Source organism: Thiemannella venezuelensis, from assembly GCF_014203605.1.
Taxonomy (GTDB): Bacteria; Actinomycetota; Actinomycetes; order Streptosporangiales; family Streptosporangiaceae; genus Planomonospora_A; species Planomonospora_A venezuelensis.
Map to the genome: position 1 here is coordinate 219,802 of NZ_JACHJJ010000002.1, position 15,332 is coordinate 235,133.

Genomic DNA, 15,332 nt, shown 5'->3' on the forward strand with positions numbered 1-15,332 from the left:
GCTGGGACACAGGAAATGACGATGGAGACGCACGCGGGTCCGGGTGGGCCGCCCGGGCCTCAAGGACCTCCACCGAACCCGCCCTACGGCCCCCCGCCGGGGCCCGGCGGCCCTGCGCCGAACCCGCCCCACGGTCCTCCCCGGGGACCGGGAGGCCAGGGGCCCGCGGGCCCGCAGGGCTCCGGGGCGCCGCAGCCCGCCGGGCCGCCCGGCGAGCCCAGGGCCAGCCGGGCCACCACCGTCACACTGATCGTCGCGCTGGTGCTCGTGGTGCTGGTCACCGGGGTGCTCGGCACCATCGCGGTGCTCATGACGCGCAACCCCGACGTGCCGCTCGGCGCCCCGCCGCCCCGCCGGCTGGCCGTGCCCATCCACTTCGCCCCGGTCACCGCGGCGCAGCCGGGAGCCTGCGCGTCCTCCACGGGCTATCCCGACGACACCGGGCAGACCTGTTACACGGTCGCCGCCGGGATCGAGGTCACCGCCGTGCGGAAGATCGAGGCGGTCCGGGAGAGCGGCGGCTCGTACTCCGTCCGGATCGTCTTCGCACCCGCGTTCCGCGACCAGATCGGCAGCGTGACGGAGGAGGCGGACGGCCAGCAGCTCGCGATCGTGGTGGGCGGCAAGGTCGTGGCGGCCCCCCGCGTCGACGAGGTGATCACCGAGGACACCCTGCGGATCTCCGGCTCCCTGACGAAGGAGCAGGCCGAGGCCATGGTCGCCCGGCTCCTGGGCGCCGGCTCGGCGTCCCCCGCGGGACCCTCCACGACGCCCGGCGCGGAGACCTCCGCGGTGCCCTCCGGCGTGCCTTCCACGGTGCCCAGCACGGTGCCGGGCGCGGACACCGGCGCCCCCCGGCCGGGGGCCTCGACCCCGCCGGCCACGGGCGCGCCGTCCGGCTCCGCCGCCCCCTCGTCCCCCGCGACGGCCCCGGCCACCGCCCCCGCGGCGAACCGCACGGCGAACCCGGCGGCGACCAGGACGAACCCCGCCGCCGGCCCCACGTCGAGCGGCCGTCCGTCGTCCGGGAGCGACGCGCACCCCCGTTACCGGGACTGCAGGGAAGCGGTGCGCAACGGCTACGGCCCCTACTACAAGGAGATCCACGAGGAGTACGCCTGGTACGTCGACAAGGACCGGGACGGGGTCGCCTGCGACCTCGACGACCTGCGCTGACAGCGCCCGGGCGTCCGCCGTACGGTCCCGGCCCGGAGCGCCGGCGGTTCAGGCGATGAGCCGCTCGACGGCGTCGATGCCGAAGTACACCAGGAAGACCAGCGCGACCACCCAGAGCAGCCAGGGGAGCCGCCGGGCCCGGCCGGTCGCCGCCTGGACGACCGTGTAGGCGATCACGCCCGCGCCGACCCCGTTGGTGATGCTGTAGGTGAACGGCATCAGCACGATCGTGAGGAACGCCGGGATCGCCATGGTCAGGTCGTCCCAGGGGACGTTCTTGGCCTGCGTCATCATCAGCGCGCCCACCAGCACCAGCGCGGGCGCCGCCGCGGCGGCCGGGACGACCGTCGCGACCGGCGTGAACAGCAGCGTCAGTGTGAACAGCCCGCCGGTGACCAGGGCGGCCAGACCGGTCCTGGCCCCCTCGCCGACCCCGGCCGCCGACTCCACGAAGACCGTGCCCGCCGAGGCGCTGGAGAGCCCGCCGATCGCCCCGGCCACCCCGTCGACGGTCAGGATCGCGCCCAGCCGCGGGACCCGGCCCTGCTCGTCCACCAGCCCCGCCTCGTCGCTGACGCCGATGATGGTGCCCATCGCGTCGAAGAACCCCGACAGCACGAGAGTGAACAGCACGACCGTCGCGGTCACCGCCCCCGCCCTGGCGAACCCGCCGAACAGGTCGACCTGGCCGATCAGCCCGAAATCCGGCGCCGCCACCAGCGCGTCCGGCACGCGCGGGACCACCACGCCCCAGGACGCCGGGTCGATCGCCGCGACCGAGTTCACCACCACCGCCAGCACGGCCGTGACCGCTATGCCGATCAGGATGGCCGCCGGGGTCCTGCGCACGTACAGGACGATCATCAGCAGCAGCCCGAGGCAGAACAACGCGACCGGCCAGCCCGACAGGTGCCCGGTCGTGCCCAGTTGCACGGGCGTGCCCTCGCCCCGCGCCACGAACCCCGCGTCCACGAGGCCGATCAGCGCGATGAAGGCGCCGATCCCCACGCTGATCGCGTGCTTGAGCGCGAGCGGGATGGCGTTCATGATCAGTTGCCGGAGCCCGGAGACGGCCAGCAGCACGATCACCAGGCCCTCCAGCACGACCAGCCCCATGGCCTGCGCCCAGGTCATGTGCGGCGCGGCCTGGTAGGCGACCACCGCGTTCAGCCCCAGCCCCGCCGCGAGGCCGAACGGCGCGTTGCCCGCCACCGCCATGAGGACCGTGCCGACCGCCGCCGCCAGGATGGTGGCCGTGGTGAGCTGCGGCACCGACAGCTTCGCCCCGGTGACGTCGGTGGCCCCGCCCAGGATGATCGGATTGAGCAGGATGATGTAGGCCATCGCCATGAACGTGGTCAGGCCGCCCCGCACCTCCCGGCCGACGGTCGTGCCCCGCGCCGACAGCTCGAAGAACCGGTCCACGGATCCCCCTCTCGCACGTGGGGGATGATCGCCTCCTACCCGCTCAGCGCGATGTCATGGGGGCGGATCGGCACCCGGGGCAGCTCCAGCCCCGTCGCGGCCCGTACCGCGGCCGCCACCGCGGGGGTGGACGAGAGCGTGGGCGGCTCGCCCGCGCCGCGCAGGCCGTACGGCGCGTGCGGGTCGGGGTTCTCCAGGATCGAGACCTTCATCGGCGGCATGTCCAGGACGGTCGGGATCAGGTAGTCGGTGAACGACGGGTTGCGCACCCTGCCGTCCGAGACGACGACCTCCTCCATCAGCGCCAGTCCCAGCCCCTGCGCCGAGCCGCCGTGGATCTGGCCCTCCAGCGCGACCGGGTTCAGGATCCTCCCGACGTCCTGCACCGCCGCCAGCTCCACCACCTTGACCAGGCCGAGCTCGGTGTCCACGTCCACCACCGCCCGGTGCACGCACAGCGCGAGCTGGGTGTGCGAGTCGCCCTGCCCGGTCACCGGATCCATCGGGAAGGTCGGCCGGTGCCGGTAGACCCGGGTCTCCTCGACCGGGCCGCTCCGCTCCAGGGCCTCCGCCAGCGTCGCCCCGGCGGCCCGCAGCGCGTCCAGCCGCTCCCGCACCGCCTCGCACGCGGCCCGGACCGCGCCGCCGGTGACGTACGACTGCCGGGAGGCCGAGGAGGAGCCCGCCGAGCCCACCGCCGTGTCGGCCGCGGCCACCGTCACCCGCTCGATCCCCAGCTCCGTCCGGGCGATCTGCTCCTGGACGGTCACCAGCCCCTGCCCGACCTCGGCCGCCGCGGTGTGCACGAGCACGTGCGGCTCGCCGCCGAGCAGCTCCACCCGGACCCGGGCGGTGGAGTAGTCGTCGAAGCCCTCGGAGAAGCAGATGTTCTTGATGCCCACGCCGTACCCGACGCCGCGCCGCACGCCTTCGCCGCGGGTGGCCTGCGAGACGCCGCCGGGCATGTCCAGCAGGCCGCCGGAGGCCTCGGGCGGGAGCGGCATCGCGGCGAGCTCGCGGAGCATGTCCGCCAGCGGGGCGGGGGAGTCGATCACCTGCCCGTTGGCCAGCCGCGACCCCTGGGAGACGGCGTTGCGGACCCTGATCTCCACCGGGTCCAGGCCGCAGGCGGCGGCGAGCCTGTCCATCTGCGACTCGTAGGCGAAGCACGCCTGCACCGCGCCGAAGCCGCGCATCGCGCCGCACGGCGGGTTGTTGGTGTAGACGCCGTAGGCGTCGACGCGGACGTTCGGGACCACGTACGGCCCCACGCCCAGCGAGGCGGCGTTGCCGACCACGGCCGGGGAGGTGGAGCAGTAGGCCCCGCCGTCCAGCAGGATCTCCGCGCGGACGTAGACCAGCCTCCCGTCGCGGGTCGCGCCGTGCTCGTAGCGCATCCGGGCCGGGTGCCGGTGCACGTGCCCGAAGAACGACTCCTCCCGGCCGTAGACGATCTTCACCGGGCGGCCGGTGCGCAACGCCAGCATGCACGCGTGCACCTGCATGGACAGGTCCTCGCGGGCGCCGAACGCGCCGCCCACCCCGGCCAGCGTCAGCCGTACCTTCTCCGCGGGCAGCCCGAGGCACGGCGCGATCTGGTCGCGGTCCACGTGCAGCCACTGGGTGGCGACGAACAGGTCCACCCCGCCGTCCTCGGCCGGTACGGCCAGGCCCGACTCCGGCCCGAGGAAGGCCTGGTCCTGCATGCCGACCTCGTACTCCCCGGTGACCACGACGGGGGCCTCGAGGGCCGCGGGGCCGAGGCCCACCCGGACCGGCTGGTGGCGCAGCACGTTGCCGGAGCCGTGGACCGCGGGGCAGTCCGGGTCGAAGGCCGCCCGGCGCGGATCGGTCACCGCCTCGCGGACCTCGTAGTCCACGACGACGGCCCGTGCCGCCCGGCGGGCCCGCTCGGGATGGTCGGCGGCGACCAGCGCGACCGGCTCGCCCTGGTAGCGGACCTGGTCCACGGCGAGCACCGGCTGGTCCCTGCGCTCCAGGCCGTAGAACTTCTCGCCCGGCACGTCCTCGTGGGTGAGCACGGCGAACACGCCGGGCATCGCCAGCGCGGGGCCGATGTCGATCGAGCGGATCCACGCCGACGGGTGCGGGCTGCGCAGGGTCACGCCCCAGATCATGTCGGCGAGGTACAGGTCGGAGGAGTAGGCGAACTCGCCCGTCACCTTCAGCGTCCCGTCGGGACGCGGCGCGCTCTCCCCGACGCCCCGGCTGCTGCGCCGTGTCTCGGTTCCGCTCATCCGGCCAGTACATCAAGCCGGTCGGGGAGGCGCCACGGCGCACGCCGCGGAACGCGGGACCCGGTGCACGGCGGCCGGGCGTCCCGGCGTCATGAACGCCGGCGTGCGGAGAAGGTTTTCCCGGCGGGTGGGCGGCGAATTCGGTCACTTTTGCGAAAAGGCTGTGACGGATTATCGCCTGCTCTGCCCCTGTGGATTAAGAATGGCTGTGAGATGAGAGTGGGCTCTCAGGGGAGCCGGGCCGGCCCGGCCGTCCGGCAGGAGGGCCGATCTCTTTTTCGCCGCCGGTCCAGAATAATAATTGGTCGTGCTTTCCCGGGCTTATCCGCTCGTCCGCGGCGGCGGGCGGGCGAAGGCGCCCGGCCCGTCCCGCCCGGTCTCCGGGCGGGGTGCGGGCGCTCCATGCCGCCTCGCTCCGCCGGAGCGAGGCCCCGAGCGCCCGGACCTCTGCGTTCACACAGCTCGCAGTGGGAGCCGTCGTGCGGCGGGCGCCGGGATCCTCTGCTCGTCACGGTGCCGGGGGACCGGTGGCGCATGCCGCGGGGGTGGGCCGGAACCCGGCTTACCAGGGGCCGTTCCAGGCGGAATGCTGAACAGTGGACCCAGAAGGGGCAGACGAATCGGCGGTGGCGGTCGTAGCATTGGCCGTGACGGCCACTGCGGCCGTAAACATAACGGCGAGGGCAGACAAGGCGAGACGTCGGCGCACGGGAGACTCCTGTCGTGGGTTCTGCTATCTAGTCAATATCTTTCAAGGAGTAACGTGGCCGGTCAAGACTTAGTCGGGCAGCGCATCAAAACCGTCCGCCGCCAGCGCGGACTCTCTCAGGCACAGCTGGCTCATCCCGAACTCTCCGACAGCTACGTCTCGCTCATTGAGAGTGGCAAACGTACACCAACTCCGGCGGTTCTGGAGTTGCTGGCCCAGAAGCTCGACTGCTCTCTCACCTATCTGGTGAACGGCGTGACGGCCGAGCAGATGCGGGAGATCGAGCTCAACATGAGCTACGCGCAGCTGGCGCTGGACAACGGAGAGGTGGCCGAGGCCCGCACCCGCTACGCGGAGCTGCTCGCCGACGGCGGGCTCGCCGGCCTGCCGAAGGTCAGGCAGGACGCCGAGTACGGGCTGGCACTGGCGACCGAGGGATCCGGCGACCTGGAGGGCGCCCTCGCCCTGCTGTACGGCCTGAGCCGGAACGGGGCGGCGGACATGACGCCCGAGCGGCACGTCGCCGTGGCCGTGGCGCTCTGCCGGTGCCACCGCGAGCAGGGCGACCTGACGCGGGCGGTGGAGGTGGCCGAGCGGATCCTGGGCGGCGCGGTGCGCCCGGCCTGGACCGAGGAGCTGCTCGCGCTGGCCTCGCAGCTCCTGACCGCCTACATCGAGCGCGGCGACCTCCTGCGCGCCCAGAACTTCACCGCCGAGCTGCTGGCCGCCGCCGAACTGCTCGGCACACCGCACGCACTGACCCTCGCACACTGGGGAGCGGGGATCGTCGCGGTGGAATCCGGGCGTGGCGAGGAGGCGGTCGCGCACATCGAGCGGGCCGTCACCATCCAGTCGGAGTTCGGCGACGCCGGCCGTCTGTGGCGGCTGCGCGGAGACTACGCGCAGCTCATGCTGATGGTGCGGCCCGCCGAGGCCCAGGCCTGGCGCGACCTGCTGCTCCGGGTGGAGGTCGAGCTCGCGGAGAGCCCGGTCACCCGGACGGCGAGGATGCGCTGCGCCATCAACCTCGCCCACGCCGAGCTGCTGCTGGGTCAGCCGGACCGGGCGGTGCAGCACATCCGCACGGTGTGCGACATGCTGGACGGGGTGTCGAAGGACCTCCAGACCAAGGTCCGGCTCCTGGCCGGTCAGACCATGGCCGAGCTGGGCAGGCACGACGAGGCGCTGCTCGAGCTGGCGACGGCGGCGCGGCTGCTGGACGAGGTGCCCGCCACCCGGCTGACCGCCCACTCCTGGCTGACCGCCGCGGAGATCCTGGAGCGGATCGACGAGCCCGAGCGCAGCGTGGCCGCCTACCACCGGGCGCTGGCCTGCGTCGGCCTGTAGGGCGCGGGCGGCGGTGCGGCCCGGCCGCAATGCCGGGAGACGGGGCGGGACCGGGCCACGGCCTCGGTAGCCTTGGGGTTGCCATGAAGACTTCCCCTTTCGCGGCCGCCTTCGTGCTGCTCGCCGCCCTCGTCCTCGGTACGGCCCCCGCCTCGCCTGCCTTCGCCCACGACACGCTCAAGAGCAGCGACCCCGCCAAGGGGGAGAAGGTCGAGAGCCTGGAGGAGGTGAAGCTGACGTTCAGCGCCGGGGTGCGCTTCCCCAACGTGGTCCTGCGCGCCGGGGACGGCACGCCGTACCACGACGGCAAGCCGGCCGCCGACGGCGCGGTGGTGCGGCAGAAGGTCAAGGCGGGCCTCCCCCCGGGCGAGTACGTCATCGCCTACCGGGTGGTCTCCTCCGACGGCCACCCGATCGAGGGCGAGATCCCGTTCACCCTGGCCGGGGACCCGGCGCCGAGCGCCACCTCGTCCGGGAGCGCCACCCCGGACGAGAGCCCCGCACCGGAGGGCTCCGGCACCACCGCCCCGTCGGCCGCTGCTCCGTCGGCCACCGCCCCGTCGACCACGGTGCCGCTCACCCCGGCGGCGGACACGGCGGGAGCGGAGGGCTCCGGCGGCGGGGTGCCCGGCTGGGCCTGGCTCGTGGTCGGCGGCCTGACCGGCGTCGGCATCGGGATGTTCTTCAGCATGCGCAACAAGAAGCAGCCATGAGCGCCGCGGAGAAGGGCCGGAGCGACCGGACCGCCAAGCCGCCGCGGAGCGGCGCCGGCCGGACCGGAGCAGGACAGGGCAGACCGGGGCAGGGCAGACCGGGGCAGGGCAGGCCCGGACAGGGCGGATCCCGGCAGGGCGGGAACGAGCCGGCGGTCGCCGGCCCCGCGCGGGACGGGACCGCCCGGACGGTGCGGCTGGCGCTGGCCGTGGCCGCCGCCGCCGTCGCCGCCCTGGTGGCCGCGATGGTCGCGACCGGCGCCGCGAGCCCCCGGATCATCCCCGGCCTGTCCGACGAGGGCGCGCTCACCCGCTGGGGGCTGCCGCTGGCCAAGCTCACGATGGACGCGGCCGGCGTGCTCACCGTGGGCGCGCTGCTGGCCGCCGCGGTCTTCCTCCCCAGCGACAAGGGCCTGCTCGGCAAGGCCGCCCTGGCCTATGTCAGGGCCGCCTCCTGGCTCGCCCTCGTCTGGGCGGGCGCCGCGGTCGCCACGATGGTCTTCAGCCTGTCCGACGCGCTCGGCCTGCCCGTCGCCGACGTGCTCGGCGGAGACGAGCTCACCAGCTTCGCCGGCCAGGTCTCCCAGGGCATCGCGCTCACCCTGGTCGTGCTGTTCTCGCTGGCGCTCGCGCTGTTCGCCCGGGGGGCGATCACCGCGGGGGCGGCCGGCGGCCTGCTCGTGCTCGCCCTGGCGACCCTGCTCCCGCCCGCGCTGACCGGCCACTCGGCCTCCTCTCCCAACCACGACCTGGCCACCACCGGCGTCGCCGTGCACCTGGTGGTCCTCGCGCTCTGGGTGGGCGGGCTCGCCGTGCTCTGCGCCCACGCGCTGCGCGGGCAGGCGCAGCTGGAGGTCGCCGCCGCCCGGTTCTCCTCCATGGCGCTGTGGTGCTTCGTCGGCGTCGGCCTGTCCGGCCTGTTCAGCGTGGTGGCCCGGCTGACCTCGGCCGCCGAGCTGTTCACCTCCGCGTACGGCCTGCTGCTGCTGGCCAAGACCGCCGCGTTCGCGCTGCTCGGCGCGGCCGGCTGGTGGCACCGGAGGCGGACCCTGCCCGCGCTGGCCTCGGGCGGGAGCGGGGCGTTCGTGCGCTTCGCCTCCGGCGAGATCCTCATCATGTTCGCGGCCGTCGGGCTGGCCGTCGCGCTCTCCCGCACCGCACCGCCCCCCGCGGTCCTCCCGGTCGACCGGGCCTTCGAACTGCTCGGCTACTCCATGCCGCCGGAGATCTCCCTGGCCAACCTGGCCTCCCTGTGGTGGTTCGACCTGTTCTCCGGCACGCTGGTCGCCCTGCTCGCCGGTCTCTACCTCGCGGGCGTGCTCCGGCTCGCCAGGCGGGGCGACTCCTGGCCGTGGGGCCGTACGCTCGCGTGGTTCACCGGCGTGCTGATCCTGCTGGTCGCCACCCAGAGCGGTGTCGCCCGCTACGCCAAGGTGCTGTTCAGCGTGCACATGGCCGAGCACATGACGCTGTCCATGCTGGTCCCGATCTTCCTGGTGCTCGGCGCCCCCGTCACCCTGGCGCTGCGCGCGCTCCGGCCGGCCGCCCGCCGGGGGGACCGGGGCCCCCGCGAGTGGCTGACCGTGATCCTGCACAGCGGGTTCGTGCGCTTCGTCGGCCACCCGGCGATCGCCACCGCCGTCTTCGTCGTCTCCACCTACGCCCTCTACTTCACCCCGCTGTTCACCTCCGCGATGGAGGAGCACCTGGGCCACATCGCGATGACGGTGCACTTCCTGCTCAGCGGCTGCCTGTTCTTCTGGGTGATCATCGGGGTGGATCCGGCGCCGCACCGGCTCCCGCACGTGGCACGGCTGATCCTGCTGTTCGTCACCATGCCCTTCCACGCGTTCTTCGGGATCGCGCTGATGAACATGGGCACCGTGCTCGCCGCCGACTGGTACGACCAGCTCGGCCGTACCTGGGGCGCCTCCTCCCTCGCCGACCAGCAGGACGGCGGGGCCATCGCCTGGGGCTTCGGGGAGATCCCGACGCTGATCGTGCTGATCGCGCTGGCCTTCCAGTGGTGGCGCGACGACGACCGCCGGGCCCGGCGCGCCGACCGCAGGGCCGACGCCGCCGCGGCGCGCACCGGCGGCAGCGGCGACGCCGAGCTCGACGCGTACAACGACTACCTCGCCAAGCTCGACAGGCGCGATCGCGGGGAGTAGCGCGACGGACACGGACCTCTATCCTTCGTGCGCCGCCCCGGCCGCCTGCCGGTAACCTTGCAGACAGGGGTTGGGGCATCGCCGCAGCGGGTGCAGTGCTGGACCTGTCACGCGCCACGCTCATCCATGTGCTCGGCCGGGGGGCCGGCCGCCACATGTGCACCAGGAAGGTTGAGGAGTGTCCGAAGAACTTCGCATGCGCGAGGGACGGAGCCTCGCGCAGGCTCTCGAGGAACACCTCGTCGACTGGTCGGAGCGCACCGGGATCGCGGTCGAGACCTGGGCGCTACCGACCCATGACGCCCCTCCGCGGATCGCGCGGGCCGTCCTGGCCACACTGGGAGAGGCGCTGTCCAACGTGGAGCGGCACAGCGGGGCCGCCCTCGTCTCGGTCGCCGTCACCCTCGGCCCCGGCGGCCTGCGCATGACGGTGAGCGACCACGGCGAGGGCTTCGACGGCCCGGCGACGGGCCGGGGCGTCACCGCCATGCGGGACCACCTGAGGGGGGTCGGCGGCACGCTCACCGTCAACGGGGTCCCGGGCGAGGGCACCACCGTGACCGCGGTGGTGCCCCGCCGCAGACGCGGTTAGCCGTCCCCGGGCCGGGGGAGGCCCCTGATCCGGGGCCGGAGGCTCAGGGGAGGGTCAGGATCTCGTGACCGGTGTCGGTGACGAGGACGGTGTGCTCGAACTGGGCGGTCCGCTTGCGGTCCCTGGTCACCGCGGTCCAGCCGTCGGGCCAGATGTCGTAGTCGATGGTGCCGAGCGTCAGCATGGGTTCGATGGTGAACGTCATGCCGGGCTCCAGGGTGACCGACAGCGACGGGTCGTCGTAGTGCGGGACGATCAGGCCGGAGTGGAAGGTCGTGCCGATGCCGTGGCCGGTGAAGTCGCGCACGACGCCGTAGCCGAACCGCTTGGCGTAGGCCTCGATGATCCGGCCGACCACGTTGAGCTGGCGGCCGGGGGCGACGGCCCTGATGGCCCGGTCGGTGGCCTCGCGGGTGCGCTCGACCAGCAGGCGGGACTCCTCGTCCACCTCGCCCACCAGGAAGGTGGCGTCGGTGTCGCCGTGCACGCCGCCGATGAAGGCGGTGATGTCGACGTTGACGATGTCGCCGTCGCGCAGCACGGTGTCGTCCGGGATGCCGTGGCAGATCACCTCGTTGATGGAGGTGCACAGGGACTTGGGGTAGCCGCGGTAGCCGAGGGTGCTGGGGTAGGCGCCGTGGTCGAGGAGGAACTCGTGGCCGATCCGGTCGAGCTCGTCGGTGGTGACGCCCGGCGCGACGTGCCTGCCGACCTCCTGCAGCGCCTGCCCGGCGAGCCTGCCCGCGATCCGCATCCGCTCGATGATCTCGGGGGTCTTGACGTCGGGCTCACCGGTCTTCGGGGTTTTCTTCCCGACGTACTCCGGCCGCTGGATGTGGGCGGGGACCTTGCGCATGGGCGAGACCCGCCCGGGCTGGAGCACTGTCGTCATGGTTGCAAAGTCTAGTTGCGGTTTCCACCGGGCAGGATTGTCCACATGGGTGATCAGTGGTGGTTCTGCCTGAAGCACATGGCGGTCGAGCCGGAGAAGGGCTGCCCGAACAAGGACAGGATGGGTCCCTACGAGACCAGTGAGGCCGCGGCCGACGCGCTGAGGACCGCGGCCGACCGCAACAAGCGGTGGAAGGAAGGCGACCGGGACTGGGACGGAGACTGACGTCCGCAGGAGCGTCGCCGTCCCGGCGGCGCCCCGGGGCGGAGGGCCCCGCGGTTCCCCGAGAACCCCCGGGGCCCCCGGCCAGGGCGAGGGCTCCCGGGTTCCCCGCCCGGCGGGGACGGGTCCGGGGGCCGTCTCCCGGGTTCCCCGCCCGGAGGCGGACGGTCCCTAGCCGCCGACGACCGCGTAGGCGCGCACCGGGAAGGTGCCCAGTCCCGCCAGCAGCGGCGGGGCGGCGTGGAAGCGGAAGCCGGTGTCGGGGAGCGCGGCCAGGCCGGTCAGGTGCTCCACGATCGGGATGCCCGCCCCGAGCAGCAGCGTGTGTGCGGGGCGGGGCCCGCGCGGCGGGGTGTCGTCGATGTTCAGGCTGTCGATCCCGACCAGCGCCGGTCCCCGGTCCGCGAGCCACTGCGCCGCCTCGGGTTCGAGGTAGGGGTGGTCGCGGAAGTACGCCTCGGTGCCGAAGTGCCGGTCCCAGCCGGTCTGCACGAGCACGGCCCTGCCCCGCACGTCCAGGCCGTCCAGCAGGCCGGTGCCGACCGAGCGCAGGCCCTCGGCCCGCACCACCAGGCCGGGCAGGTCGGCGATCGCCTCCAGCGGCACCCCGGACAGGTCGGGGCCGTCGGGATAGCGGTGGTACGGCGTGTCGAGGTAGGTGCCGGTGTTGGCGACCAGCTCGACGCTGCCGATGTGGAACTCGGTGCCCGGCGCGTAGACCTCGCGCGAGCCCTCCCGGCTCAGGTGCACGCCGAGCCGGGGCCCGGGGATCCCCGGATAGGTGACCATGCCCTCGGTGATCGGGTGGCTCAGCTCGACCAGTCGCCTCACGGGGCGCTCACCGCCTTCTTCTTCGACCGGGCCGTGAGCATCCTGGCGACGGCGGCCACGCCGATCGCGGCCCAGACGACGTTGAGGATGGCCGAGGGCCAGGCCGCGTGGTAGGCCGTGTTGACCAGCAGGGCGATCGAGCCGAAGAGGTTGATCGCCTGGTACGGCATGCCGTCCCCGGCCATCCGGGAGGCCGAGACCATGGCGTAGCCGTACAGCATGGCCGCGGCTCCGGCCCAGCCGATCAGGTTGACGAGAAGGGGCACGGGGTCACGCCCCGAGGGAAGAGGTGCTCATGCGTCCCATGATTCCCAGGGGGTTATCTGAAGGGCAAGTTAAGGTTTCTTACCTGCCGCGTAAGCTGAGCTGCATGGAGATCGACCCCCGCCGCCTGCGGGTGCTGCACGAGGTCGCCCGCCGCGGCGGCGTCGTGCGCGCCGCGGAGGCCATGCACCTGACCGCCTCCGCGGTCTCCCAGCAGCTCGCCCTGCTGGAGAGGGAGGTCGGGCTGGCGCTCATCGACCGCTCGCAGCGCAAGGCCTCCCTCACCCCGGCCGGGCAGGTGCTCGCCGGGTACGCGGAGCGGATCGAGGAGGAACTCGCCGAGGCCCGGCGGGAGCTGACCCGCTTCACCGGGCGCCTGTCCGGGCCGGTGTCCGTGGCGGCCTTCCCGACCGTCATCCGCCATCTGCTGGTGCCCGCCCTGGACATCCTGGCCGAGCGGCATCCGCGGATCGCCCCCCGCATCGTCGAGCTGTACGGCCCGCCCGCGCTGCGGGAACTCCGGCTCGGCGGGGTGGACCTGGTCGTCACCGAGCACGACGCGGACGATCCGGGCCCCGCTCAGCCGTCCCTGCACTCCCACCGGGTCTACGTGGACGAGTACCGGATCGTGGCCCCGCCGGGCTGGGCCGAGGTCCCGGACGACGTGGCGGAGCTGGGCGGCGTCCCCTGGGTGGCCGGCCACCCCGACCAGGCCTGCGGCCGCGCACTGGAGCGGCTGGCGGCGCTGCACGGCTTCACCCCGCGGCGGGTCCACGTGATCGAGGAGTTCCCGCCCACCCTGGCGCTGGTCGCCGCGGGCCACGGCGTGGCGATCGTGCCCTCCCTGGCGCTGCTGGAGGTCCCGGCGGGGGAGGCGGTGGTCACCGGCATCCCCGGGGTCGGCGCGCGCAGGATCGACGCGGTGACCCGCGTCAGCCGTACCCGCTCGGGGGAGCCCGACCCGGTGCAGGCCGTGGTCATCGCGGCCCTGCGCGAGGCCGCCGACGGCCTCGCCGCCCGGCTCGGGGAGCACTGGACGCCGCGGTGGCGCGCCTCTCCCGCGCCCGGACCGGAGCCGGACGGCACGCGGGCGGAGCCGGTGCCCGGGCGCGGGACCGGTGACCCCGGGCAGGGCCGGCCGCAGTAGGGCCGGTCGGGACAGGGAAGGGCGGGCGGGGCCGGTCGGGGCAAGGCAGGGACGGGTGGTCCCGGGCGGCGTCAGTCGGGGAGGCGGGGACCGCTGAGGCGCTCCAGCAGGCGGGCGAGGCGGTCGCGCAGGCCGGGGCGGCGGGAGGGCTCGCCCGCGGCCATGCTCACCAGGTGCTGGGCGCCGTCGAAGGAGAGCGGGGCCCGGGCCGGGACCGCCAGGGCGTCGTGGGCCAGGTCCTCCAGCTCGGGGTCGCCGCCGTCCAGGGCGAGGATCGTCGCCCCGGTGCGGCGGGCGTCGCTCACCCGCTCCAGCAGGGTCTCCGGCGCCCGCTCCTCCGCCACCACGAACAGCGTCTCGCCCCGCTGCGCCCGTTCGATCCGCTCCAGCCCCACCCGCAGGTGGGCGGGGGCGTCCGCGGCCGGGGCCCAGCGGACCAGCGTGGGGGCGAGCTGCGGCAGGCCGGACAGCCGGGCCTCGTCGCCCAGGTGCGCGGCCAGGTGCCAGGGCTCCTCCGCGGGGGTGCCGACCACCAGCAGCCCGCCCGGGGAGCGGGTCGCGCGCAGCGCGAGGCCCAGCTCGCGGGTGCGCTCGACCCAGGAGGTCGATCCCAGGACCTCGCGCAGAAATGCCACCGACCCAGCGTCCATGGGTGCAATCGTGCCTCAGGGACCCTGGGACTGTCTGCGGAACCCAGCTCTGGCATGATCTGGGCTGGAGCGTGCGGGCGGCGGGCCCGGGGAGAGCCCCGGGAGGGCGCGACCGCGCGAGCGGCCCGGCACACAGCGGGGCGAGAGCGATGAGGAGCGATGAGTGAGCACTGACCTTCCGGACGTGAGCGGGATCTCCGTCGGCATCCTGGGCGGCACCGGCGACCAGGGCAAGGGGCTGGCCAGGCGGTTCGCCATCGCGGGGCACACCGTGCTGATCGGGTCGCGCAACGAGGAGCGGGCCCGGGAGGCGGCCGGGAGCCTGTCCGGGCTGGCCGGGCCGGTGCGGGGCGCCGGCAACGCGGCCGTGGCCGCCGAGGCCGACGTGGTGGTCGTGGCGGTGCCGTGGGACGGCCACAGGGCCACCCTGGAGTCCCTCCGCGCCGAGCTCGACGGGAAGATCGTCGTCGACTGCGTCAACCCGCTCGGCTTCGACAAGCAGGGCGCCTACGCGCTGCCCGTCGAGGAGGGCAGCGCGGCCCAGCAGGCCGCCGCCGTCCTGACCGGCAGCCGCGTGGTCGGCGCCTTCCACCACGTCTCGGCCGTGCTGCTGCTGGACCCCGAGGTCGACGAGGTCGACCTGGACGTGCTCGTGCTGGGCGACGACCGCGAGGCCACCGACACCGTCCAGGCGCTGGCGAACCGGATCGCCGGAGTCCGCGGCGTGTACGGCGGCCGCCTGCGCAACGCCCACCAGGTCGAGGCCCTCACCGCCAACCTGATCTCCATCAACCGCCGCTACAAGGCGCACGCCGGCTTCCGCGTCACCGACGTCTGACCGCGCCGCCCGCGACGGGAGGGCGCCCCGTCCCGGCGGACGGGCGCAGCCGGGCCGTGATCCGTGGAGATGCCTTCCGGATCACGATGAGCCCTGC

At 74.0% G+C, this 15,332-nt stretch carries 14 protein-coding genes; 8 read left to right on the plus strand and 6 right to left on the minus strand.

All coding sequences use genetic code 11. The features are described 5' to 3' along the window. The first annotated feature begins 261 nt into the window (after positions 1-261). A complete protein-coding gene (locus FHS22_RS39135) occupies positions 262-1,176 on the plus strand; it encodes a SecDF P1 head subdomain-containing protein (RefSeq protein WP_184938708.1) in 915 nt (304 codons plus the stop codon). Between the two features lie 48 nt (positions 1,177-1,224). Here the strand turns inward: FHS22_RS39135 and FHS22_RS04570 are convergent, their stop codons facing one another. Continuing rightward, positions 1,225-2,601, minus strand: a complete 1,377-nt coding sequence (locus tag FHS22_RS04570) for an NCS2 family permease (RefSeq protein WP_184938710.1) — start codon at positions 2,599-2,601, stop codon at positions 1,225-1,227. Positions 2,602-2,636: 35 nt separating this feature from the next. Continuing rightward, a complete protein-coding gene (locus FHS22_RS04575; protein WP_184938712.1) occupies positions 2,637-4,859 on the minus strand; it encodes a molybdopterin cofactor-binding domain-containing protein in 2,223 nt (740 codons plus the stop codon). A gap of 763 nt (positions 4,860-5,622) precedes the next feature. On the opposite strand from FHS22_RS04575, the gene FHS22_RS04580 reads away from it, so the two are divergent. The 4 genes from FHS22_RS04580 to FHS22_RS04595 all read left to right on the plus strand — a co-directional run bounded on the left by FHS22_RS04580 (position 5,623) and on the right by FHS22_RS04595 (position 10,391). After that, positions 5,623-6,915: a helix-turn-helix domain-containing protein gene (locus FHS22_RS04580; protein ID WP_184938714.1), complete on the plus strand. Its 1,293-nt coding sequence runs from the start codon at positions 5,623-5,625 to the stop codon at positions 6,913-6,915. An 83-nt stretch (positions 6,916-6,998) separates the two neighbouring features. Then, complete coding sequence (locus FHS22_RS04585) at positions 6,999-7,628, plus strand: copper resistance CopC family protein (RefSeq protein WP_184938716.1); 630 nt, start codon at positions 6,999-7,001, stop codon at positions 7,626-7,628. After that, complete coding sequence (locus FHS22_RS04590) at positions 7,625-9,799, plus strand: bifunctional copper resistance protein CopD/cytochrome c oxidase assembly protein (RefSeq protein ID WP_260407652.1); 2,175 nt, start codon at positions 7,625-7,627, stop codon at positions 9,797-9,799. Before FHS22_RS04585 ends, FHS22_RS04590 begins: the two co-directional genes overlap by 4 nt. 178 nt (positions 9,800-9,977) lie before the next feature. Beyond that, positions 9,978-10,391, plus strand: a complete 414-nt coding sequence (locus FHS22_RS04595) for a sensor histidine kinase (RefSeq protein ID WP_184938719.1) — start codon at positions 9,978-9,980, stop codon at positions 10,389-10,391. Positions 10,392-10,434: 43 nt separating this feature from the next. Here the strand turns inward: FHS22_RS04595 and map are convergent, their stop codons facing one another. Then, the gene (gene map / locus FHS22_RS04600; protein ID WP_184938721.1) at positions 10,435-11,283 is read right to left on the minus strand and encodes a type I methionyl aminopeptidase; all 849 of its coding nucleotides are present in this window, start codon (positions 11,281-11,283) and stop codon (positions 10,435-10,437) included. A gap of 45 nt (positions 11,284-11,328) precedes the next feature. Here map and FHS22_RS04605 point away from each other — a divergent pair, with 45 nt between their 5' ends. Next, positions 11,329-11,508 (plus strand): hypothetical protein, encoded by a 180-nt coding sequence (locus FHS22_RS04605; protein ID WP_184938723.1) that lies wholly within the window; start codon positions 11,329-11,331, stop codon positions 11,506-11,508. A 168-nt stretch (positions 11,509-11,676) separates the two neighbouring features. On the opposite strand, the gene FHS22_RS04610 is transcribed toward FHS22_RS04605, so the two are convergent. After that, on the minus strand, positions 11,677-12,336 hold the full coding sequence (locus FHS22_RS04610) for a cyclase family protein (protein ID WP_184938725.1): 660 nt from the start codon (positions 12,334-12,336) through the stop codon (positions 11,677-11,679). Continuing rightward, positions 12,333-12,602: a CBU_0592 family membrane protein gene (locus tag FHS22_RS04615; protein ID WP_184938726.1), complete on the minus strand. Its 270-nt coding sequence runs from the start codon at positions 12,600-12,602 to the stop codon at positions 12,333-12,335. Before FHS22_RS04615 ends, FHS22_RS04610 begins: the two co-directional genes overlap by 4 nt. A 104-nt stretch (positions 12,603-12,706) precedes the next feature. On the opposite strand from FHS22_RS04615, the gene FHS22_RS04620 reads away from it, so the two are divergent. After that, positions 12,707-13,747 (plus strand): LysR family transcriptional regulator, encoded by a 1,041-nt coding sequence (locus FHS22_RS04620; protein WP_184938728.1) that lies wholly within the window; start codon positions 12,707-12,709, stop codon positions 13,745-13,747. 71 nt (positions 13,748-13,818) lie between these two features. Here FHS22_RS04620 and FHS22_RS04625 read toward each other — a convergent pair whose 3' ends face one another. Beyond that, positions 13,819-14,397, minus strand: a complete 579-nt coding sequence (locus tag FHS22_RS04625) for a hypothetical protein (protein ID WP_184938730.1) — start codon at positions 14,395-14,397, stop codon at positions 13,819-13,821. 163 nt (positions 14,398-14,560) lie between these two features. Here FHS22_RS04625 and npdG point away from each other — a divergent pair, with 163 nt between their 5' ends. Continuing rightward, positions 14,561-15,235 (plus strand): NADPH-dependent F420 reductase, encoded by a 675-nt coding sequence (gene npdG / locus FHS22_RS04630; RefSeq protein WP_184938731.1) that lies wholly within the window; start codon positions 14,561-14,563, stop codon positions 15,233-15,235. Positions 15,236-15,332 lie beyond the last annotated feature (97 nt).